At 44.6% G+C, this 21,964-nt stretch carries 19 protein-coding genes; 13 read left to right on the top strand and 6 right to left on the bottom strand.

What is annotated here, in order from left to right; genetic code table 11:
* Positions 1-23: 23 nt before the first annotated feature.
* Positions 24-4,253 carry a formate dehydrogenase subunit alpha gene (fdhF, locus tag OCV24_RS09035; protein WP_150877864.1) on the top strand — a complete coding sequence of 1,410 codons (4,230 nt, stop codon included), beginning with the start codon at positions 24-26 and terminating at the stop codon, positions 4,251-4,253.
* 113 nt (positions 4,254-4,366) lie between these two features.
* Here fdhF and OCV24_RS09030 read toward each other — a convergent pair whose 3' ends face one another.
* The 6 genes from OCV24_RS09030 to OCV24_RS09005 form a co-directional block, all read right to left on the bottom strand.
* Positions 4,367-5,347, bottom strand: a complete 981-nt coding sequence (locus OCV24_RS09030; protein WP_029626774.1) for an alpha-L-glutamate ligase-like protein — start codon at positions 5,345-5,347, stop codon at positions 4,367-4,369.
* Between the two features lie 3 nt (positions 5,348-5,350).
* A complete protein-coding gene (locus OCV24_RS09025) occupies positions 5,351-6,856 on the bottom strand; it encodes an inactive transglutaminase family protein (RefSeq protein ID WP_017055054.1) in 1,506 nt (501 codons plus the stop codon).
* A 17-nt stretch (positions 6,857-6,873) separates the two neighbouring features.
* Positions 6,874-7,614: an ATP-dependent zinc protease family protein gene (locus tag OCV24_RS09020; RefSeq protein ID WP_077680231.1), complete on the bottom strand. Its 741-nt coding sequence runs from the start codon at positions 7,612-7,614 to the stop codon at positions 6,874-6,876.
* A gap of 274 nt (positions 7,615-7,888) precedes the next feature.
* On the bottom strand, positions 7,889-8,860 hold the full coding sequence (gene cmoB / locus OCV24_RS09015) for a tRNA 5-methoxyuridine(34)/uridine 5-oxyacetic acid(34) synthase CmoB (RefSeq protein ID WP_017055056.1): 972 nt from the start codon (positions 8,858-8,860) through the stop codon (positions 7,889-7,891).
* Between the two features lie 113 nt (positions 8,861-8,973).
* Positions 8,974-9,702 (bottom strand): carboxy-S-adenosyl-L-methionine synthase CmoA, encoded by a 729-nt coding sequence (cmoA, locus tag OCV24_RS09010; RefSeq protein ID WP_046222759.1) that lies wholly within the window; start codon positions 9,700-9,702, stop codon positions 8,974-8,976.
* 139 nt (positions 9,703-9,841) lie between these two features.
* Complete coding sequence (locus OCV24_RS09005; RefSeq protein WP_046222760.1) at positions 9,842-10,726, bottom strand: DUF72 domain-containing protein; 885 nt, start codon at positions 10,724-10,726, stop codon at positions 9,842-9,844.
* A gap of 347 nt (positions 10,727-11,073) precedes the next feature.
* On the opposite strand from OCV24_RS09005, the gene aspS reads away from it, so the two are divergent.
* The 12 genes from aspS (at position 11,074) to tolA (ending at position 21,961) form a co-directional block, all read left to right on the top strand.
* Positions 11,074-12,855: an aspartate--tRNA ligase gene (aspS, locus tag OCV24_RS09000; protein ID WP_017055059.1), complete on the top strand. Its 1,782-nt coding sequence runs from the start codon at positions 11,074-11,076 to the stop codon at positions 12,853-12,855.
* A 116-nt stretch (positions 12,856-12,971) separates the two neighbouring features.
* The gene (gene ruvC / locus OCV24_RS08995) at positions 12,972-13,493 is read left to right on the top strand and encodes a crossover junction endodeoxyribonuclease RuvC (protein WP_017055060.1); all 522 of its coding nucleotides are present in this window, start codon (positions 12,972-12,974) and stop codon (positions 13,491-13,493) included.
* A 155-nt stretch (positions 13,494-13,648) separates the two neighbouring features.
* Positions 13,649-14,260 (top strand): Holliday junction branch migration protein RuvA, encoded by a 612-nt coding sequence (gene ruvA / locus OCV24_RS08990; protein WP_017055061.1) that lies wholly within the window; start codon positions 13,649-13,651, stop codon positions 14,258-14,260.
* A 151-nt stretch (positions 14,261-14,411) separates the two neighbouring features.
* A complete protein-coding gene (ruvB, locus tag OCV24_RS08985; protein WP_017055062.1) occupies positions 14,412-15,428 on the top strand; it encodes a Holliday junction branch migration DNA helicase RuvB in 1,017 nt (338 codons plus the stop codon).
* A gap of 552 nt (positions 15,429-15,980) precedes the next feature.
* Complete coding sequence (gene cydA, locus OCV24_RS08980) at positions 15,981-17,567, top strand: cytochrome ubiquinol oxidase subunit I (protein ID WP_017055063.1); 1,587 nt, start codon at positions 15,981-15,983, stop codon at positions 17,565-17,567.
* A gap of 13 nt (positions 17,568-17,580) precedes the next feature.
* Positions 17,581-18,717 (top strand): cytochrome d ubiquinol oxidase subunit II, encoded by a 1,137-nt coding sequence (gene cydB, locus OCV24_RS08975; protein WP_150877866.1) that lies wholly within the window; start codon positions 17,581-17,583, stop codon positions 18,715-18,717.
* A gap of 31 nt (positions 18,718-18,748) precedes the next feature.
* On the top strand, positions 18,749-18,856 hold the full coding sequence (gene cydX, locus OCV24_RS08970) for a cytochrome bd-I oxidase subunit CydX (protein ID WP_000270284.1): 108 nt from the start codon (positions 18,749-18,751) through the stop codon (positions 18,854-18,856).
* The gene (gene ybgE / locus OCV24_RS08965; RefSeq protein ID WP_046222762.1) at positions 18,849-19,151 is read left to right on the top strand and encodes a cyd operon protein YbgE; all 303 of its coding nucleotides are present in this window, start codon (positions 18,849-18,851) and stop codon (positions 19,149-19,151) included. The genes cydX and ybgE overlap by 8 nt, the downstream gene beginning before the upstream one ends.
* Before the next feature lie 171 nt (positions 19,152-19,322).
* The gene (ybgC, locus tag OCV24_RS08960) at positions 19,323-19,760 is read left to right on the top strand and encodes a tol-pal system-associated acyl-CoA thioesterase (protein WP_017055066.1); all 438 of its coding nucleotides are present in this window, start codon (positions 19,323-19,325) and stop codon (positions 19,758-19,760) included.
* Entirely contained in the window at positions 19,750-20,433 is a 684-nt protein-coding gene (tolQ, locus tag OCV24_RS08955; protein ID WP_017055067.1) for a protein TolQ, read from the top strand. Before ybgC ends, tolQ begins: the two co-directional genes overlap by 11 nt.
* A gap of 3 nt (positions 20,434-20,436) precedes the next feature.
* Positions 20,437-20,880 carry a protein TolR gene (gene tolR / locus OCV24_RS08950; protein ID WP_017055068.1) on the top strand — a complete coding sequence of 148 codons (444 nt, stop codon included), beginning with the start codon at positions 20,437-20,439 and terminating at the stop codon, positions 20,878-20,880.
* A 13-nt stretch (positions 20,881-20,893) separates the two neighbouring features.
* Positions 20,894-21,961, top strand: coding sequence for a cell envelope integrity protein TolA (gene tolA, locus OCV24_RS08945; RefSeq protein WP_150877868.1), 1,068 nt, complete (start codon positions 20,894-20,896; stop codon positions 21,959-21,961).
* The last annotated feature ends 3 nt before the right edge of the window (positions 21,962-21,964 follow it).

The following is a 21,964-nucleotide window of genomic DNA, read 5'->3' as shown; positions in this document are numbered from 1 at the left end:
AAAGGTAAAGGTAGGACTAAGGTATGATTCAAATCGTCATTGATGGAAAATTTCGAATCGTTGAACAAGGGCAAACCGTTCTTGAGGCAGCAAAAACATGTGGTTTAGAGATTCCATCGTTATGTGGTTTGAACAAAACAACGGACAAAGTGCCGTGTGATTTGTGTGTGGTTGAAGTGGATGGGATGGGCGTGACACGTTCTTGTGAGCTTGGGGTAGCCAATGGCTTGAACATCACCACTCAATCTAAACAGCTAACGGCTCATCGACAAGATGCGTTGAATCGTATCATGGTAGACCACTACGCTGACTGTGAAGCACCGTGCCAAACCGCTTGCCCTGCGGGTGTCGATATCCAATCTTACCTCCATCATATTGCGCAAAATGATCACATCAAAGCGATTGAAGTGATCAAAAAGACATTACCAATGCCGCTTTCAATTGGTCGTGTGTGTCCTGCTTTCTGTGAAACCGAATGTCGTCGTAACTTGGTCGATGAATCCATCGCGATTCGTCAGCTAAAACGACATGCAGCCGATGCCGATCTGGCCGCTCAAGAGAGCTACATGCCAGCGAAGAAACCCAACAAAGACAAGAGTATTGCAATTGTTGGTAGTGGCCCTGGTGGCTTAACAGCAGGTTATTACCTATCTAATGAAGGTTATGATGTCAGTGTTTACGAATCGATGCCTAAAGCTGGTGGTTGGTTGCGTTATGGCATTCCTGAGTATCGCCTACCGAAGTCGATTCTAGATAAAGAAATCGAGCTCATGTGTCGTAACGGAATGGCAGTAGAGTGCGATAAGAAGCTTGGTGTTGATTTCACCTTGTCAGATCTTAGCCGTGATTTTGATGCGGTTTGCTTAGCAGTGGGTGCGTCACAAGCCGTTGAGATGAATTATCCCGGTAGTGACCTTGGTGGCTGCTATTTGGGTGTCGATTACTTGAAAGATTATGTGACTGACAAAAACTTCATTACGGGTAAGAAAGTCGCGGTGATCGGCGGTGGTAATACCGCGATTGACTGCGCTCGAACAGCAGTCCGTGATGGGGCCGATACCACGCTAATTTATCGACGAACACGAGACGAGATGCCGGCGGAAGACTACGAAATTGAAGAAGCTGAACACGAAGGAGTGAAGTTTCACTTCTTGACCAATCCTACTGAGAATATGGCTGGTGAAAATGGCCATGTATCTGAAATAAGATTAGAGCGTATGGCGCTTGGCCCTGCGGATGCATCAGGTCGACGAAGCCCGAAACCTACGGGTGAGTTTTTTGTTGAGGCTTTCGATACTGTGATTGCCGCCGTGTCGCAAAAGCCTGATCTTAGCTTTATGGACAATGAGTCACTAGAAATCCCGTTAACGCGTTGGAATACTGCGGACGCTGATCCGCGAACCATGCATACCGGAACCGGTAATATATTTAGTATCGGTGATTTCCGGCGAGGTCCTGCAACCGCGGTTGAAGCGGTGGGGGATGGGCGTATTGCTGCACAAGCGATCGATCGCTTCTTCCATGGTGATATGGAAAATATTCCGGCTAAACCGTTTAACTCAAGAAAGCACAAACAGCTCAAAGCGGTGGATCCTGAGCAATATCAGTCGATACAACGCATGGCTCGTAAAATCATGCCAGAGCTCACCCCAGAGCAGCGCGAGCAAAGTTTTGAGGAAGTAGAAACAGGCTTTGATAATGCCGATGCCATTGCTGAAGCTGCAAGATGTTTAGAGTGTGGCTGCCAAGCTAATACCGATTGCGACCTACGAGACTACTCGACCGAATACAAAGCAACGCAAACCCATCCAGAATACAAAATCGATGTGGCTTCGAATGAGAACTGGCAGGCGATACGTGCAGAAGAAGCGAAGGTCGGTTTAACAAGACAAAAATTTTCAGTCGATGATAGCTCAGAATTTATTGTCTTTGACGCCAACCGCTGTATCAGTTGCGGCCAGTGTATCCAAGCGTGTCGAGAACAGAATGTCCATGGCGTTTTAAGCTTTATGAATCAATCCGATGGCAAACCTGCATCAAGACCTGAATGTCGCCCTAACTTTGGTGCGGACAAGACCTTAATGGGCGACTCAAACTGCGTTCAATGTGGATCGTGTATTCAGGCGTGTCCGACCGGTGCAATGGTCGATGCTCGTGATAGAAAGCAGGGAGACACAGACGTACTTAAGAAAGTCGATACCATCTGCACTTATTGCGGTGTCGGCTGTAAGCTAACCATGCATATCGATGAGCAGAAAAACAAAATCCGCTATATCGAGGGCGGTGATTCTCCGGTTAATGAAGGCATGTTGTGTGTTAAGGGACGATTCGGCTTCGACTTTGTGGGCAGTCATGCGCGTTTAACCACACCACTAATTCGTAAAGATGGCTGGTTGCAACCTGCAAGCTGGGATGAAGCAGTCGAGCTTATTGCCGAGAAGTTTACCGCGATTAAGCAAGGCTTGGGCAGTAACGCTTTGGCGGGTTTTTCGTCGGCTAAAACCACCAACGAAGATAACTATGCGTTCCAAAAATTTATACGTCGCGAGCTAGGCACCAATAACGTCGATCACTGTGCGCGCCTTTGTCATGCTTCGACTGTTACAGGTTTAGAAGCTTCGCTGGGCAGCGGGGCGATGACTAATGATATCCCAAGTATCAAACACTCAGATGTTATCTTTATCATTGGTTCAGACACTACATCCGCGCACCCAATTATCGGCTCACACATCAAACAGGCTGTGAGGCATAACGGTGCTCGTTTGATTGTCGCCGATCCTAAAAGAATCGATATTGCTGACCATGCTGAGCTTTATTTAGCGCACAGACCGGGTACCGATGTGATGCTGATTAATGGTGTGATGCAACAGATCATCAAACACGGTTGGTATGACCAAGAGTATATCGAAGATCGTGTCGATGGCTTTGATACCTTGCTCCAAGAGGTGATGTCACCAAGCTATTCACTAGACAAAGTAGAGCTGGTGACTGGCGTTAAAGCGGAAGACATCTTCGCAATGGCACGCTTGATCGGTACGGCAAAACGTACTGCGGTGTATTACTCCATGGGTATCACGCAACATACCACTGGCCACGATAACGTTCGCTCGATTGCTAACCTGCAACTCTTGTGTGGCAACATCGGTATTGAAGGTGGTGGTATCAACCCACTGCGTGGCCAATCCAATGTTCAAGGTGCGTGCGACATGGGCGCATTGCCAAACAACCTGCCAGGCTATCAGAAAGTGTATAACCCAATGGTTCGCCAAAAGTTCGCGATGGAGTGGGGCGTTGCTGATTTGCCTGCTGAAACGGGGTTAACGTTGACCGAGATTATTGATGGTGCGTGTAATCGAGATGTACGTGGTTTATACGTGATGGGCGAAAATCCAGTGCTTAGTGATCCAAACCAAGCGCACGTGATTGAAGGGCTTGAAGCGTTGGATTTCCTTGTCGTTCAAGATATCTTCTTAACTGAAACGGCGCAGTATGCCGATGTGGTTCTGCCATCTTGCTCGTTCGCTGAAAAGTCAGGTCACTTTACCAATACTGAGCGACGCGTTCAGCGTATTAACCCAGCGGTGCTACCTCCAGGTGAAGCGAAAGAAGATTGGGTGATTATCCAAATGTTGGCTAATGCGATGGGCGGTAATTGGGAATATGGCTCGGTTGCTGATATCACCAATGAGATAGCACGTGTAACGCCACAGTATGGTGGTTTACGTTGGGAGAACATAACGGTTAATGGCGTACAGTGGCCGAGTAATAAGAACAACCCAGACGGCACTCGCATCATGCACCAAACCCAATTCACTCGCGGGCGTGGTCAAATGGAAGCGATTCCGTTTCGGTATGCGGCAGAGCTGCCGGATTCAGAATTCCCATTAGTGCTAACAACGGGGCGGGTATTGGAGCAGTTCCACACCGGAACCATGACACGTAAAACCAAAGGGCTGGATAACTTAGCAGGGCCGCGTGCCATGGTGAGTGTTCATGATGCTGAAGCGCTAGGTATCTCGAATGGTCAGATGCTGAAAGTCTCAACACGTCGTGGCGAAATTGAAATCGCAGCGTTTGTAACCAAGCGAATGCAGCAAGGCGTGGTGTTTATTCCATTCCATTTCGTAGAATCACCGGTTAACCGTTTGACTACCACTGCGACAGATCCGCATGCCAAGATCCCTGAGTTTAAGGTAGCGGCTGTGCGTATTGATCCTATTCGCGAGACTGAGAGTGAAGTAACAGAGGCTTAATCATATTAGCTAGGTGACGATGGCAGGCATTAAAAAGCCGCATAACTCTGAGAGTTACGCGGCTTTTTTGTTGAGCTCTAATTAGGTATCAAGTGACCTAGTCAGCAAATAGCTTAGTTCGGAACAATCTCGTTACCGTGAACACCGAATTGCTTAGCGGCGTATGCAACGCGCTCTGCTGCTTTTGGGTATTCGGCGGGTGTGCCTATGTTTTCAATATGGTGTAAGCGAGGAAGCAAACCCGCGCCGTTTGCAATCTGTATTGCTAACCCAGGACGAGCGTTGAGTTCCAGTACCATAGGGCCCTCTTCTTGGTCTAAAACCATGTCAGTACCCATGTAACCAAGACTTGTCATTTCCCAAGCGCTTGATGCAAGAGTTAGCAGCTTTTCCCAATGCGGTACTTGAAGTAGCGCCAGTTCTTTACCGGTATCTGGGTGGTGAGTCACAGGGTGGTCAAACTGGACCGCACGGACGGCTTTTCCGGTAGCAATACAAATACCAACCCCCACAGCGCCTTGGTGTAAGTTTGCCTTGCCGTCAGAAGCAGAAGTTGAAAGGCGCATCATAGCCATCACAGGATAGCCTTTGAATACGATGATTCGTACATCGGGCACACCTTCATAACTAAAGCCATCGAAACACTCGTCAAACTTGATGAGGTTTTCAACTACGGCTACGTCGTTCTTGCCACCCAGAGAGAAAAGGCCCGCTAGAGCGTTACTGATATGGCGTTCTACATCTTCTTCATTGATGGTTGAACCGGATGGCTTGGTATAAACGCCATCCTTGTGAGATGTCACAACAAGGATGCCTTTACCACCACTACCTTGAGCTGGCTTGATTACGAAACCCGGCCACTCTTTAACCATCTTGTGGATTGTTTTCACTTCAGCTTGGTGACTAATAACGCCAATCAACTTCGGTACAGTTGCGCCTGCCTGTTCTGCAATGATCTTAGTCTTAAGCTTGTCATCAACGAGTGGATACTTGGAACGATCATTGTAGCGACCAATATAGCTATGGTTACGCTTGTTCATTCCCATTATGCCTTTGTCTTTCAACCTAAACGGTGAAGTAAACTGATCAAACATAACTTAGTCCTCCGCTAGCGGTTTAAAGCGACGAAGCTCGGTTAGACGGTAGCCAGTATAGTTACCTAGTAGCAAGATGGTTGCTAGAATAACAAGCTGTAGACCAATAAAGTTAAACGTTAAGTGCTGAATGAATGGGTTCGTCATGCCTAAATAAACAAGAATAGCGGTAAACAGAGAACCACCACCTTGTAACACGACTTCTTTCGCGCCTTCTTCTTCCCATAGAATAGACATACGTTCGATAGTCCAAGATAGGATGATCATTGGGAAGAACGTAATGGATAGACCTTCTGTCAGACCAACCTTAAATGCGACCACGGTAAACACGGAGATGATCATGATTACTGTAATGATGACGGCGGATATCCTAGCTACCAGGAGTAAGTTGAGTTTTGATAAGTAACTTCGTATCACCAGACCGGTACCGACAATTAATAGGAAACCGACAATACCCGTTATTAATTGTGTTTGAACAAACGCCACGGCAATCAGAACTGGCATGAACGTACCAGATGTTTTCAAACCGATGATCACGCGTAGGAACACAACAATCAGTGCACCGATAGGAATAAGCATGATGGTTTTGAACATCGCTTGCTCTTCTAGCGGCAGGCTGTGAATCGATAGGTTCAATAATCGATCAGCTGAAACCTTGTTGTTGGTTGCTTCAGTTGGAGATACTTCCTGAGCAATCATAGAGAAATGAACTTTACTGTTCTGACCACCAACAACATCTAGCAGAGAAACGTTGGATTCATCCCAGATAAGTAGGTTTGGTTGAACTTGTCGTTGACTCGACTCTGGAGAGAACAAAATCCACTGGTCATTGTCCCAGATTTGGATCATGTGTTGGATTGATTGTCGACGACGTCCATCTTCCAATTCAATAACACCGACTACTTTGTTGTGAATTTTGGCTGTCGAAAGTAGCTTGTGTGTCGCTTCAACTTTCGTCATGTTATTCAGAATTAGAGCAGAGTTTTGACTATCAGGATCGTTAAGCGTTTTAATCAACTCACGAGTAAAGGTTAGGTTGTCTGCGGAACGCTTTGTTGCTCTATCTATCAGAGCAAGAGATGCCGCTTCTTCTGGACCGTCGAAGCTTGGTTGCGTTATTTCACCTTCTGGTGGTGCATCGTTTACTTTAGCTTGGTTGTCGACTAGAAATTGTGTTTTGTAGTAGATGGTTTGAGGACCATCTGCATAACGAATAGACCACTCTGCACGGCGACCTGACTCTGTATTCAAGTAGGAGATACCGTAGCCTGGTGATGAAGCTGATTCACCGATAAGTGTGTAATTAGACTGAGTGTGAGGAGCTGCTAATGAAACCTTTGCTTCTTTACCTATTGCATTGAATTCGATACGAGCTTCAATGTCCCATACTTGTCTAGTTTCTCCTGGAGTCCAAGGTACACCGTAGGTTGTATGCCTAAACATACTTAGCGTTATACCTGCCACAATGAGCAGGAAAATAGAAATATAAAATGGAATTCTTGACGTCATAGCTTGCCCTACTATTGTTATTTAGCTTCCGTTTGTACGTACGTTTTGCTTACATCCACTAGCGCGATGTCTTTGATAAATTCGCGCCCTAGTAATACAGGGTGACTCATTTGAGAGCGATCCGCCAATGTAAATTGCGCTTTTTCATGGATTTTTCCAACTTTCACCCATAATTCAATCACCGCTCTTCGCTCTGTCTGATCATTTGTTGATTGTCGGATTTTCACATAACGTATAACAGGTGCTTCGATCCATTTTTGTTCTTTTTCTGCTTCTGCTTGGTCGTCTAGGTGGAATTTAACCCAGTTCTTACCGTTACGTTCGAATTCTTTAATATCGACGGCATTTAAAGAGGAGGTGGTTGCGCCGGTATCAACACGAGCGTCAAAGCTTTGTTTTATCGAGTCGATAGATACCTTCTCGATTCCGCCTAAGATGGTAGGTTGTAACGTCGGGGTGACAGGGTCAGCGACAACGACTTCAGGTTCTTCTTCCTCTTGCTCTTCAATAACCTTGTGTTCAATACGAGTTAGATGAGCATTTAGTTGACTAGAAAGAGTCGTAATTTCATCTTCTAGGCTTTCAATATAGTCGCTTTGGTTACTCATTTGTAGTTCAAGATTCTGAACTTTATTTGCGATGTTTGCCTCTGAGTGGGAAATTGCGTCGAGCGTTTCTTGGTGGTAGGTCGCACCGTTAGTGAGGGTGCAGCCAGAGAGCAAACCAACCGCCACAATTGGCGATAATCGCTTAAACATAAAAAAACCTTTGGGAATTAGAGAATAGTTCATACTATTTAGCAGTTTATCCTACCGGAAAGCATGCGTGAAGCATCCTAATGTTAGAGTCTGGTCATATTGAATCGCAATGTGAGCGCTACGCCAATTATCGCAATCTTAAATAGCTTACTTATTAAACAGGCGTCAATTTTGGGGCTCTTTGGTCAAAGTGTACTGCGAAAAAATGATGGGTTTACACGCAAAATAACCCCTCATTTTTCCCTCAGTAGCTATTATTTTGTGGGCTGAGAATCTATGGCTTTGTTGCTACCAAAATCGCACGCCTTGGTGCAGGGTGGCCTTCAACCGTTTTACTCGGATCGTTCGGATCTAGGTAATCTGGCAGAGAGTTATGTGTCATCCATTCCGTTGTGCGTTGTTCACCTATAGTGGTGACATTTTCGTCAACGATACGAACGTCTTCAAAGCCAACCTGTTCAAGCCAACGTTTCAGTGCGCGAGCTGAAGGGAAGAAGTAGACGTTTCTCATCTGCGCGTAACGGTCAACAGGAACTAGGACTGCATTTTCATCGCCTTCAATCACTAAGGTTTCAAGCACTAACTCACCGCCAGATACCAATTGGTCTTTCAGTTGAATTAAGTGATCAAGCGGTGAACGTCGGTGGTATAGCACGCCCATGCTAAATACTGTGTCGTAGGCTTCCAATTTTGGGAGTTGCTCTATGCCTAGAGGTAAAAGGTGAGCACGTTGGTCATCGCCCATTAACTTACGGATAGCTTCAAACTGAACCAAGAAAAGGTGAGAAGGGTCGATACCCACCGTTAGGCGAGCGCCTTCGCCAAGCATGCGCCACATGTGGTAACCATTGCCACAACCTACATCGAGCACCGAGCGGTTTTTTAGTGGGGTGATATGTGGAAGCACGCGATCCCATTTCCAGTCACTGCGCCATTCCGTATCGATATGAATGTCGTGAACCGTGTAAGGGCCTTTTCTCCAAGGGTGGAAAGTCTTCAGTAAGCTTTCTAACTTTTTAAGCTCACCGGTGTGGAACGGTGTTGAGCTGCCAATGGTCACTGAGTTTTTCAGATCAATTTGGTCAGGCACACCTTGTGGAATCTTGTTTAGTGCACGTAACCAACGGTCGAAGTCACCGTGCTCTGCATTTTGCCAATCGGTCAGTTGCTGTGGCAGGACGTTTAACCACGGCTGAAGGCGAGTATCTTGGGCGATAAGTTGATAAAAATTAGCAAAATTAAACATGGGTAATATAAACCGTTGTGGAATTCATAATGTGTGTGACGCTGAGCATCACAACACAGGAAATTAGTGGTTAAAGTCCGAATGAATCGTCTCTAACTGATTATGTTTGTGTTTTATTTGATAGCGAACATCGAACCAAAGTTGAAACACTGGAACCAAACTTCGCAACTAGAAAAACCGATTTTTTGAAAACGTTCTTTATGAACCTTGACCGAGTCAGGCCGCATCACGTTTTCAATTGCGCTGCGTTTCTGGCTTACCTCTAGCTCGCTGTAACCGTTAGCACGTTTGAAATCATGATGCAGGTCGATAAGCAGCTCGTTTGAGCTTTCATCTTCGAATACGTATTTTTCTGACAGAATTAAGATGCCACCTGGGCGTAAGCCTGCGTGAATTTTTTCAAGCAAAGCGTATCGGTCGTCTGGAGACAAGAATTGCAGCGTAAAGTTAAGTACCACAACAGAAGCATCTTTGATTTCTACTTCACGAATATCAGCTTCGATTACTTCTACCGGCGTGTCACTGCGGTAAGCGTTAACGTGTAATTTACAGCGCTCAACCATGGCTTCTGAGTTATCGATAGCGAAAATCGTGCAGCCTTCTTGCTGAATGTGTCTGCGCATTGAAAGCGTAGCCGCACCAAGAGAGCAACCTAGGTCATATATATTTGAATGCGGTTTTACGAAGCGCTCAGCTAACATGCCGATCGCAGAGATGATATTGCTGTAGCCAGGCACCGAGCGTTGAATCATATCCGGAAATACTTCAGCAACCCTTGCATCAAAGGTGAAGTCTCCAATTTTATCAATAGGAGCGGAAAAGATATTGTCTGTGTTGCTCATGGCATTTTCTCTCGACAGTCAGCGTAATTGGTCCGAAATTCGTACCAAATAAAAGGGGGCGTATTTTACGTAAAAAAAAGACTGCTGTCACGAAAACTGAGATTAGTCCTGATGTTTGGCTCTATACGAGAGAGTGGGATTAAAACATTGATATTTGGTGATTGCCTTTCTGAGCTGGAAACTGAGCCAGATCGGGCAATAATAATGAAGTATTTTCAGATACTTGCTTTTGCAATCGCTGATATATATCAATTGCAAGTTCAGGCGCGTGGTTGTTGTCTGGAGTGTGGATCATCAAATACGGTTGTTTGCCTTCACTAAGCCAGTTTGGAATTTTGTTAAACCATGGTTTAAAAAACTCGATGTTAGGCTCTTGATCAGGGTGGCCAATGAATCGAATCATTGGGTTGTTGGCGGTTGCAATCGCATGAACGGGTACGCGTGGCTTCTTCTGATGTGCATCGATCACTGCCTCTGTGGTTGGCGGCGCGGAAAATACGGGGCGGCTATCCATAATGATGCGATTGATGCCTTCTTCAACCAGCCATTGGTTGAAGCGTTTTTCGGCATCACCTTTGTCAAAGAAACCCAAGTGACGGACTTCAACACCAAGCTGCATGTCTTTTGGAAATAACGTACAAAACTTTTGTAGCACTGGGAGCATGCTAGGTTCAAAGCTATGTGGTAGCTGAATCGTCCATTGACCAATGCGATCATGGAGTGGTGACATGGTCGTTAAGAACTCTTTGAGTTCGGCTTGGCAATGCCTGAGTTGTTGCTGGTGGGTTATGAATTTAGGTAGCTTGAAAGTGAACCTGAAATCATCGTGACTCGCGGCTTTCCAGTTATGAACGGTAGACATACTCGGCGTAGCGTAAAAGGTCGTGTTGCCTTCAACGGTATGAAAAACTTGGGTGTATTTTTCTAGGCGTTCTGCAGGCTTTGTCCCCTTGCCATAGAACTGACTTTGCCACTCAGAATGAGACCACATTGTTAAGCCAAGTCTTAGAGGTAAAGTTTCCATTGTTATTACACCGTTAGTTATCACGCTATTTGTCATCGCGTCATTAGTCATTACAAAAAATTTTTAGTTGAAGTGCAAATCTACTGTACGAGACTTTTGCCGATTACGGTACTTTCGAGATATAATTATGCCAATTTTTTTGGTTTTGATGAATCTTTGCGCACTTGATGGGCTAAAAAGCAGTAAAGCCAGATAAAACATAATAAATTCGAATGTGGAAGGTCGATTTTAAGCGAGTTTCCGCGTATAAATGATTCCTCGCTTCGTTAGGTGAAAAGCTCTGTAGGGCTATTTTGACACCTACAGCTTGGAAATTAGTAAATTATTAAGAGATTGGGAAATTCATTATGCGTACCCATTACTGTGGTAACCTGAACAAGTCCCTGGCGGGACAAACTGTAGAATTGTGCGGCTGGGTAAACCGTCGCCGTGATTTAGGCGGTCTTATCTTTATTGATATGCGTGATCGTGAAGGCATCGTTCAGGTTGTTGTCGATCCAGATATGAAAGATATCTTCCCGATCGCTAACCAACTGCGTAATGAATTCTGTATCAAATTTACTGGTGAAGTGCGTGTTCGTCCTGACAGCCAAGTAAATAAAGACATGGCTACTGGTGAAGTAGAGCTTTACGCGACGGGGCTAGAGATCATCAACCGCTCAGAAGCGCTTCCACTAGACTTCAACCAAACGAACTCTGAAGAGCAGCGTCTTAAGTACCGTTACATCGATCTTCGTCGTCCAGAAATGAGCGACCGTATCAAGCTTCGTGCACGTGCTTCTAGCTTCGTTCGTCGTTTCCTTGATGAGAACCTGTTCCTAGACATCGAAACGCCAGTACTAACGAAAGCGACACCAGAAGGTGCTCGTGATTACCTAGTACCAAGCCGTGTTCACAAAGGTAGCTTCTACGCACTTCCTCAATCTCCTCAGCTGTTCAAGCAACTGCTGATGATGTCTGGTTTTGACCGTTACTACCAAATCGTTAAATGTTTCCGTGATGAAGATTTACGTGCTGACCGTCAGCCTGAATTTACTCAAATCGATATCGAAACATCGTTCATGACTTCTCAAGAAGTACGTAACGTAACTGAGAAGCTTGTTCACGATATGTGGAAAGAACTTCTAGATGTTGAACTGGGTCAATTCCCAGTAATGCCTTTCTCTGAAGCGATTCGTCGTTTCGGTTCTGATAAGCCAGATCTACGTAACCCACTAGAGCTAGTTGACGTTGCTGACTTGGTTAAAGACGTTGAGTTCAAAGTATTTTCTGGCCCAGCTAACGACGAAAAAGGTCGCGTAGCGGTTATCCGTGTACCAGGTGGCGCTAAGCTAACTCGTAAGCAAATCGACGGTTACGCTGAACACGTAAACATCTACGGCGCGAAAGGCCTAGCTTGGATGAAGGTTAACGACCGTGCTGCAGGCATGGAAGGTATTCAATCTCCAGTTGCTAAGTTCCTAAGCGAGGACGTAATCAACGGTATTCTCGATCGCACTCAAGCTGAATCTGGCGATATCATTCTGTTCGGCGCAGACAAAGCGGGTATAGTTGCTGAAGCAATGGGCGCACTTCGTCTTAAACTAGGTACTGATCTAGAGCTAACAGACACATCTGCATGGGCTCCACTGTGGGTTGTTGACTTCCCAATGTTCGAAGAAGACGGCGAAGGTAACCTACACGCAATGCACCACCCATTCACATCACCACTAGGTGTGAACGCGGAAGAGCTTAAAGCGAACCCAGCAGCAGCAAACTCTGATGCATACGACATGGTAATCAACGGCTACGAAGTGGGCGGCGGTTCTGTACGTATTCACAACGCAGAAATGCAAACAGCGGTATTCGGTATCCTAGGTATCGAAGCACAAGAGCAGCAAGAGAAGTTCGGCTTCCTACTAGATGCTCTTCAATACGGTACTCCACCACACGCTGGTCTAGCATTCGGTCTTGACCGTCTAGCAATGCTACTTTGTGGTACAGAGAACATCCGTGACGTTATCGCATTCCCGAAAACAACCGCTGCAGCATGTCTACTAACAGACGCGCCAAGCCTAGCGAACCCAGCATCATTGGAAGAGCTAGCAATCGCTGTTAAAGTTGCACAAAAAGAAGAGTCAGCCGAATAAGCTAAGTACTCTATCTTTTAAGTGAATAGAAATGCCCGTAATTTGACGGGCATTTTTTTTTTGCGTTCGATATACTAAGCTCATAAAGCATGTATAAATAATCAGTATTTGAAGTTATGTCTATTATCTTAGGGATTGACCCTGGCTCACGCATTACCGGTTACGGTGTTATTCGTCAAAATGGCCGCCACCTATATTACTTAGGGAGTGGTTGCATTCGCACCTCTGAAAAAGAGTTACCGGGTCGACTAAAGCAAATTTATGCGGGTGTAAGTGAAATCATCACTCAATTCCAGCCGGATGTGTTTGCGATAGAGCAGGTCTTCATGGCGAAGAATGCGGATTCGGCGCTTAAACTTGGTCAAGCTCGTGGTAGCGCAATAGTAGCGGCTGTAAATGCGGATTTGCCTGTTCATGAATACGCGGCTCGTTTAATTAAGCAAGCGGTGACAGGTAATGGCGGCGCGGACAAGTCTATGGTTCAGAACATGGTAATGAGCATGCTTAAGCTACCTGCCAAGCCACAGGCCGATGCAGCCGATGCTCTGGGTGTAGCAATCACTCACGCGAACACCAATAAAACCTTAGTTGCACTTGCTGGTAAAGCAACTGGAGCAAAAAAAGGGCGTTACCGTTAACCTAGATCTTAGTGCTTTCTTAAAAGCTTGAATAATGCGGCTTCACAAGCCAAGCAAGTGTAAATAAATCACTCTAATAAACATAAAGAACTGGATAAGCATCCAGTTCTTTTATATTCTGTCCCTCAAATTATGTTCCACCAAGAGAGTGAATTGTGATCGGACGTCTACGCGGTATATTAATAGAAAAACAGCCACCAGAGTTATTAATCGAAGTGAGTGGCGTTGGCTATGAAGTTCAAATGCCAATGAGCTGTTTTTATGAATTACCAAACGTGGGCGAAGAGGCAATTATCTACACTCACTTTGTTGTACGTGAAGATGCACAACTGCTTTATGGTTTCAACACTATTAAAGAGCGAGCGCTATTCCGCGAAGTTATCAAAGCGAACGGTGTTGGCCCTAAGCTAGGCCTTGGTATCCTTTCAGGTATGACGGCTAGCCAGTTTATTCAAAGTGTTGAACGCGAAGATATTTCTACGTTGGTAAAATTGCCGGGTGTTGGTAAGAAGACGGCAGAGCGACTTGTTGTTGAAATGAAAGACCGTTTGAAAGGGTGGGGCGTCGGTGATTTGTTCACGCCTGCGACGGATGCAGCACCTATTGATTCTGTGCCGACGGTTCATGATGCTGAAGAAGAAGCGGTAAGTGCACTACTTGCATTAGGTTATAAACCAACTCAAGCTTCTAAGGTTGTTTCTCAAGTGGCTAAAGAAGGCATGACGAGTGAACAGTTGATTCGCGAAGCATTGAAGTCGATGGTTTAAATAGATCTTACTTTTTTGCAGGGTTTTATATGCTGCAGGTAAGCCTCCACTATATTGGTGTTCAGCCGTTTCACGTTCAACGTCGTGGACAACAAAACATCGAGTTAGAAATTAGATATAACAGAGTTAGAGCTCTCAAATTGGAACCCCTATGATTGAAGCAGATCGCCTCATTGCTCCTGATAATCCGGTCTTTAAAGATGAAGATGTTATTGACCGCGCGATACGACCAAAAGCATTAGCCGATTATCAAGGTCAGGATCACGTTCGTGGCCAGATGGAGATTTTCATCAAAGCGGCACAATTACGTAGCGAGGCGCTCGATCATCTGTTGATATTTGGTCCTCCAGGCTTGGGTAAAACCACATTGGCTAACATTGTTGCCAATGAAATGGATGTGAACATACGGACTACTTCAGGGCCTGTGCTAGAAAAAGCGGGTGACTTAGCGGCATTGCTGACAAACCTTGAAGAGAATGATGTGCTGTTCATTGATGAGATTCATCGACTAAGCCCTGTGGTTGAAGAGGTTTTGTATCCAGCAATGGAAGATTACCAACTGGACATTATGATTGGTGAAGGGCCTGCGGCGCGTTCTATCAAGATCGATCTCCCTCCTTTTACTTTGATCGGCGCAACCACTCGTGCTGGTTCGTTGACCTCTCCATTACGTGATCGTTTTGGTATTACTCAACGCCTTGAGTACTATAAAGTTGAAGATCTACAAAATATTGTTCAGAGAAGCGCAGATTGTCTCGGTCTTTCGATGGAGTCAGAAGGCGCGTTAGAAGTTGCTCGCCGTGCGCGTGGTACACCTCGTATTGCTAACCGTTTGCTGCGTCGTGTACGTGATTATGCAGAGGTCAAAGGGGATGGTCATATTTGTCCTGAGGTTGCTGATAAAGCGCTTAACATGCTGGATGTCGATGCGAAAGGTTTCGATTACATGGATAGAAAGCTTCTACTCGCAATTATGGAGAAGTTTGGTGGTGGTCCGGTTGGTATCGACAATATGGCAGCCGCAATTGGTGAAGAGAGAGACACCATTGAAGATGTGCTAGAACCATATTTAATTCAACAAGGTTATCTACAAAGAACTCCACGAGGTCGAATTGCTACCGACAGAGCCTATTTGCACTTCGGAATAGATAAACCTTCTAATCGTTAAATTATTCATTTATAAAAATCCCAGTTGCATAAGCACTGGGATTTTTTTGTTTTTAGTGAATAACAATTTTTTTAGCTAATAGGTAAAAAGGCTGAGTAGTGGATGTTAAAAGTGGAAACTTTGATTTCAAGTTTGATTTGGTTAACAAAAAATGAAATAAGTTGTCATATATTTTGTTAATACTTTATGGGTAGTTGTAGTTCGTATGTTGAAGTGGTGATGAGCTTTTGTCACAGATATCATGCACTGTTATTAAGACAAGCTAAATTGGTGTGATTTTAATCATAACTGTTCAAAAATAACTCTAATTTGCTAGAATAAATTTGATACAAATCAACGCAGGGTTCTCCCATAAACCTTTTGAAACATACTGATTTTACCAGTAATATTAGCGCCAGCTATATTAGCTCATGCTTAACAATAATCTAACTATAACGGTACGTTTTTGCTACAAATTTCAACTTGTAATAACAATTGCATAAATTGTTTTAACATGGATTTTTGAGGTGAATATTCACAAAAGTGTCATTCAGCCGACACAAAGGAGTTACCATGATTGATGTTGTTGATCTGTCGCGATTGCAGTTTGCATTTACAGCGATGTATCACTTCCTATTTGTTCCACTGACTTTAGGGATGGCGTTTTTACTTGCCATTATGGAGTCAGTTTATGTAATGACTGGCAAGCAAATTTACAAGGACATGACTAAGTTCTGGGGTAAATTGTTTGGTATTAACTTTGCTCTTGGTGTAGCGACAGGCTTAACCATGGAGTTCCAGTTTGGTACTAACTGGTCATACTATTCTCACTATGTTGGCGACATCTTTGGTGCTCCGTTGGCTATTGAAGCGCTTGTTGCATTCTTCCTAGAGTCTACTTTTGTTGGTCTTTTCTTCTTCGGTTGGGACAGATTGTCGAAGCGTCAACACTTAGCGGTAACGTGGTTAGTCGCTCTTGGTTCTAACTTTTCTGCGCTTTGGATATTAGTAGCAAACGGCTGGATGCAAAACCCAGTGGGTGCGGAATTTAACTTTGAAACGATGCGTATGGAAATGGTGAGCTTCGCAGAAGTTGTACTAAACCCAGTAGCGCAGGTTAAATTCGTACACACAGTAGCGTCTGGTTACACAACGGGTGCTATGTTCATCCTTGGTATCAGCTCATACTACATTCTTAAAGGTCGTGATCTTGCCTTTGCACGTCGTTCTTTTGCGATTGCAGCATCATTTGGTATGGCAGCGATTTTATCAGTAATCGTACTAGGTGATGAATCTGGTTACGAGCTTGGTGAAGTTCAAAAAGTGAAGTTAGCTGCTGTTGAAGCAGAGTGGCATACGGAAGAAGCACCAGCCGCATTTACTGTTTTTGGTATTCCAAATCAAGAAACAATGAATACTGACTACGCAATTAAAATTCCTTACGTAATGGGTATTATCGCAACACGTTCTCTTGATAAGGAAGTAACGGGTCTGCGTGACTTACGTGATGACCACGTTGATCGTATCCGCACGGGTATGTATGCGTACGATTTGCTTGAAAAGCTACGTGCAGGCGACAAGTCTGAAGAAAATATGGCGGCTTTCGATGAAGTAAAAGGTGATTTAGGTTACGGCTTGCTTCTTAAGCGCTACACAGACGACGTTGTTGATGCAACAGAAGAGCAAATCCAAATGGCTGCGGATGATTCAATCCCAACGGTTTGGCCTCTATTCTGGTCATTCCGTCTAATGGTTGCTTGTGGCTTCATTATGCTGTTTGTATTCGGTGCTGCGTTTGTTCAAACATGCCGTCAGAAAATCGAACAAAAACCATGGATTCTTAGAGCTGCATTATTCTCAATTCCACTGCCTTGGATTGCGATTGAAGCTGGTTGGTTCGTTGCTGAGTTTGGTCGTCAACCGTGGGCGGTTGGTGAAATTCTACCAGTTAACGTTGCTGCATCAGCATTAACTATTGAACAGCTTTGGAGTTCTCTATTCGCAATTCTTGCACTGTACACCGTGTTCTTGATTGCAGAAGTTTACCTAATGCTGAAATTCGCGCGTAAAGGTCCAAGTAGTCTAAAGACAGGCCGTTATCACTTCGAACAAAACGATAACTCTGTTGAAGACAAAGTTAGCCGTTCAGTCGAAGTATAAGTGAGGGAATATTATGTTTGATTACGAAAGCTTACGACTTATTTGGTGGGTACTGATCGGTGTTCTACTGGTTGGTTTCGCCGTAACTGATGGCTTTGATATGGGTGTTGCAGCTCTTTCTCCTGTTATCGGTAAGAGTGACACAGAACGTCGTGTCATGATTAACACTATTGCACCGCACTGGGATGGTAACCAAGTTTGGTTAATCACGGCGGGTGGCGCATTGTTTGCTGCATGGCCTCTGGTTTATGCGACGTCTTTCTCCGGTTTCTATTTTGCAATGTACGCGACGTTAGCCGCGCTTTGGCTACGTCCACTTGCTCTTGATTACCGTTCTAAGATTGAAAATCCAAAATGGCGTAAAGCTTGGGACTACGCACTTTGCTGCAGTGGCACAGTGCCGCCAATCATTTTCGGTGTGGCATTTGGTAACCTACTACAAGGTGTACCATTCGACCTGAATGACTTAATGATGTCTAAGTACCATGGCACATTCTTTGCCTTGCTAAACCCTTTTGCATTGCTTTGTGGTGTGTTAGCTCTAATGTTGTTCGTTATGCAAGGGGCAACATGGCTTCAAATGAAGACAACAGAGGAATTACATAACCGTGCTCGTCGTGTAGCTCAGATTTCAGGCCTTGTTGCTATTGCTCTGTTCGTTATTGGTGGTTTCTGGGTTCAGTCTATTGAAGGTTATGTAATCACAAGCACGATTGACACCTTTGCAGATTCGAACCCATTAAACAAAGAGGTATCACTTCAAGTTGGTGCTTGGATGACAAACTTCGAAACGTATCCTGCAATGTGGGCAGCGCCAATTCTTGGTGTCACAATGCCTCTATTAGCTGTGATTGCATCTCGCTTTGAGCGTGGTGGTTTCGCATTCTTGTTTTCGAGCCTGTCTAACGCAGGTGTTATCTTAACGGCTGGTTTTGCAATGTTCCCATTCGTTATGCCATCAAGTTTGAACCCTAACCATAGTTTGACTATGTGGGATTCAACAGCGAGTGAACTAACACTAGGTTTGATGACAATGGTTGCTGCGGTAATGGTTCCTGTGATTCTTGGCTACACAACTTGGACATACTACAAAATGTTCGGTCGTCTGGATAAGAAACACATCGAAGATAACGACGTTTCAGCTTACTAAGCTAGAAGTGAAATAACTTAGGAGAAATTTTATGTGGTATTTCGCATGGATTTTGGGTGTACTTCTAGCATGTGCATTCGGCATCATTAATGCTCTTTGGCTTGAGCATTCAGAAATGATGGACAAGGACAGTGAGTAATCTCGCGGAAAAAATCGCTAAACTGCATCAACCAATGGATAAGACTCTGTTAAGAGTTTTATCCCTGATATTGGGTTTCATGCATGTGGGTTTAGTGATGTGGGATCCTGAAGCGTATGCGACAAGTATCGGGGGTTTTAACGCGATCATTGGGCCAATGTTTATCTGGGCTGTGTGCTCAAGCATGGTTTTCGGTATCGGGTTTAAGCCAAGAGCTTGGGTTTGGCAGCTGTTGTTTAGCCCATACGTTTCACTCACCATTTTGATCTACCTAACGGTGCTACGCTTTACCTGAAAGGTAATAGTTTAGGTTCATATCAAAGCGAACTTTTATACTTGTTGGGTTTTTAGTCAAAAAGAGGTCATCTTATACAGGTGGCCTCTTTTTTCGTCTGTTAAATCAAAAATTCACGGCCATATACTATTAATGAAAATGAGTTAGGTTATAGTAATATCTTTATCGTTTTTGGGTTGTGGTATCAATTTGCAAGGACTATCTAAGCCGTTTAAGTGGCCAGTAACCGTATATTACGAAGACACCGATGCGGGTGGCGTGGTGTACCATTCTAATTATCTCAAGTTTTTTGAACGCGCTCGAACCGAGATGTTGCGCTCAATTGGTGTCTCTCAGCAAGTATTGTTAGAACAAAGCATAGGTTTTGTCGTCCGACATATGGAGATAGATTTTATTCAAGGTGCACGCCTTGATGATTCTTTACAAGTTATTACTAATATTTACGAATTGAAGCGAGCTACCTTGGTCTTCTGTCAAGAGATCGTAAATCCTGATGGCAAAGCATTGTGTAAAGCACTGGTTAAGGTAGCATGTATAGACAATCAAAAAATGAAACCCAAGGCAATGCCAACATTTATTCTTACGGAGCTAACGAATAGTGACTGCTGAAATCTCAATATTAGGCCTAATTTTAGAAGCTAGCTTTCTAGTTAAAATGGTCATGCTAATCCTAATGGGCATGTCTGTTGTTTCTTGGGCAATGATCATAAAAAGAAGTAAAGTGTTATCGCAAGCTTCTAAACAAACTGAAGTGTTTGAAGATAAATTTTGGTCTGGTGTTGACCTAGCTAAGTTGTATCAGGAAAGCAATAAGCGCAAAGATGAGCTTTCTGGCACTGAAGAGATTTTTTACGAAGGCTTCACCGAGTTTGCTCGCCTTCGCAAATCCAACGCTACTTCTCCTGACTTTATTATGGAAGGCACTGGGCGTGCAATGCGCGTTGCAGTAGCCCGTGAAGTAGACGAGCTAGAGACTAACTTACCTTTCTTAGCGACAGTCGGTTCTATCAGTCCTTATATAGGCCTATTTGGTACGGTTTGGGGCATTATGCACTCATTCATCGCATTGGGCGAAGTGAAACAAGCGACACTCGCTATGGTTGCTCCTGGTATTGCAGAAGCACTTATTGCAACGGCAATGGGTCTGTTCGCCGCAATTCCTGCAGTAATGGCGTACAACCGCTTCAGCAGCCGAGTAGGTAAGCTAGAACACAACTACGCGACTTTCTCTGAAGAGTTTCACAGTATTCTTCACCGTCAAGCGATGGCTGGCAGGGAATAATAGATGGCTGGATACCAACCTAAAAAACGCAAAATGACCGCAGAGATTAACGTTGTACCTTACATTGACGTTATGCTTGTTTTGCTGATCATTTTTATGGTGACTTCACCGTTTGTAACTCAAGGTGTCGACGTTGAGCTGCCTCAGGCTTCAACCGCTAAGTCTGCACAAGATCTGCTGGGTGACGATAACGCGAGTTTTATTATTGTTGAAGTGAACAAAGACGGTGAGCTTGGTTTAAGTGTCAATAACGAAGAAGTACAGCGTGGTTTATCATTGGAAGATATTATCGTCCGAGTGAAAGCTGAGTTGTCTTTGAAGCCAAACTCTCCAGTGGCGGTTGGTGGTGATGCCGCAACGCCTTACGCTGAAGTGGTTTTATTACTTGATGAATTAAGCCGTGCAGGTGTGCCAAAGGTTGGCCTTTTAACGGATATAAGGGAATAGCTCCGTAGCATTCATGAAAGCGACTAATAAGAAATCCAATAATTTTAGAACACCGCTTCTTATTTCACTTGGGCTGCACGTCATTTTATTTGTTGCGCTCATTTGGGGAGCGGACTTCACGATGTCAGAACCTAAGCCAACTGGCCAGATGGTTCAGGCTGTGGTGATTGATCCTCAGTTGGTTCGCCAGCAAGCTCAACAAATTCGTCAACAGCGAGAAGCGGCGAGTAAGAAGGAGCAAGAGCGTTTAGATAAACTCAGACGTGAAAGCGAAAGACTTGAAAAGAATCGAAAAGCTGAAGAAGAAAACATTCGTAAGCTAAAAGAACAGCAAGCTAAAGAAGCAAAAGCAACTCGTGAAGCTGAAAAGCGTCGAGTTGAAAAAGAAAAACAACGTAAAGTCGAAGAAGCACGTTTACAGCAAGAAAAAAAGAAAGCTGCTAAAGCAGAAGCTGACCGTAAGCTGAAAGAAGCGGCGTTGGTGAAAGCTGAAAATGAGCGTAAAGCTAAAGAAGCAGCAATCGCAAAAGCTGAACAGGAACGCGTGGCAAAAGAAAAAGCCGCGCAAGAGGCTGCTGAAAAAGCTCGTAAAGAAAAAGAAGCCGCTGAACGTGCTGAAAAGCAACGCATAGCCAAAGAGAAAGAGGCAGCAGCGGCAGCAGAGAAAGCCCGTAAGGAGAAGGAAGCGGCAGCAAGAGCTGAAAAAGAGCGTAAGCAGCAAGAAGCAGCATTGAATGACATCTTTGAAGGGCTTGAAACAGAGGCGACGCAGAACTCTTCAGCAAGACAACAATTTATTAGTGATGAAGCTCAGCGTTACGGTGCTATCTATACCCAACTGATTCAGCAGAACCTTTTGCTAGAGGACAGCTATAGAGGGCGATCGTGCCGAGTTAACCTTAAGCTTATTCCAACGGGCTCTAATGCTATTTTGGGGAGCTTGAGTATTTTGGATGGTGACAGTCGTTTGTGCGCAGCAACGAAGCGTGCGGTGGCACAAGTGCAATCGTACCCATTGCCTAAAGACCCAGACATTGTGACATCACTGAAAGATATTAACTTAACTGTATCACCAGAGTAGAAG

Origin of the sequence: Vibrio kanaloae (assembly GCF_024347535.1) — a bacterium.
Classification (GTDB): domain Bacteria; phylum Pseudomonadota; class Gammaproteobacteria; order Enterobacterales; family Vibrionaceae; genus Vibrio; species Vibrio kanaloae.
The sequence above is the reverse complement of the archived record's forward strand: the minus strand, read 5'-3'. Positions and strand labels throughout refer to the sequence as shown.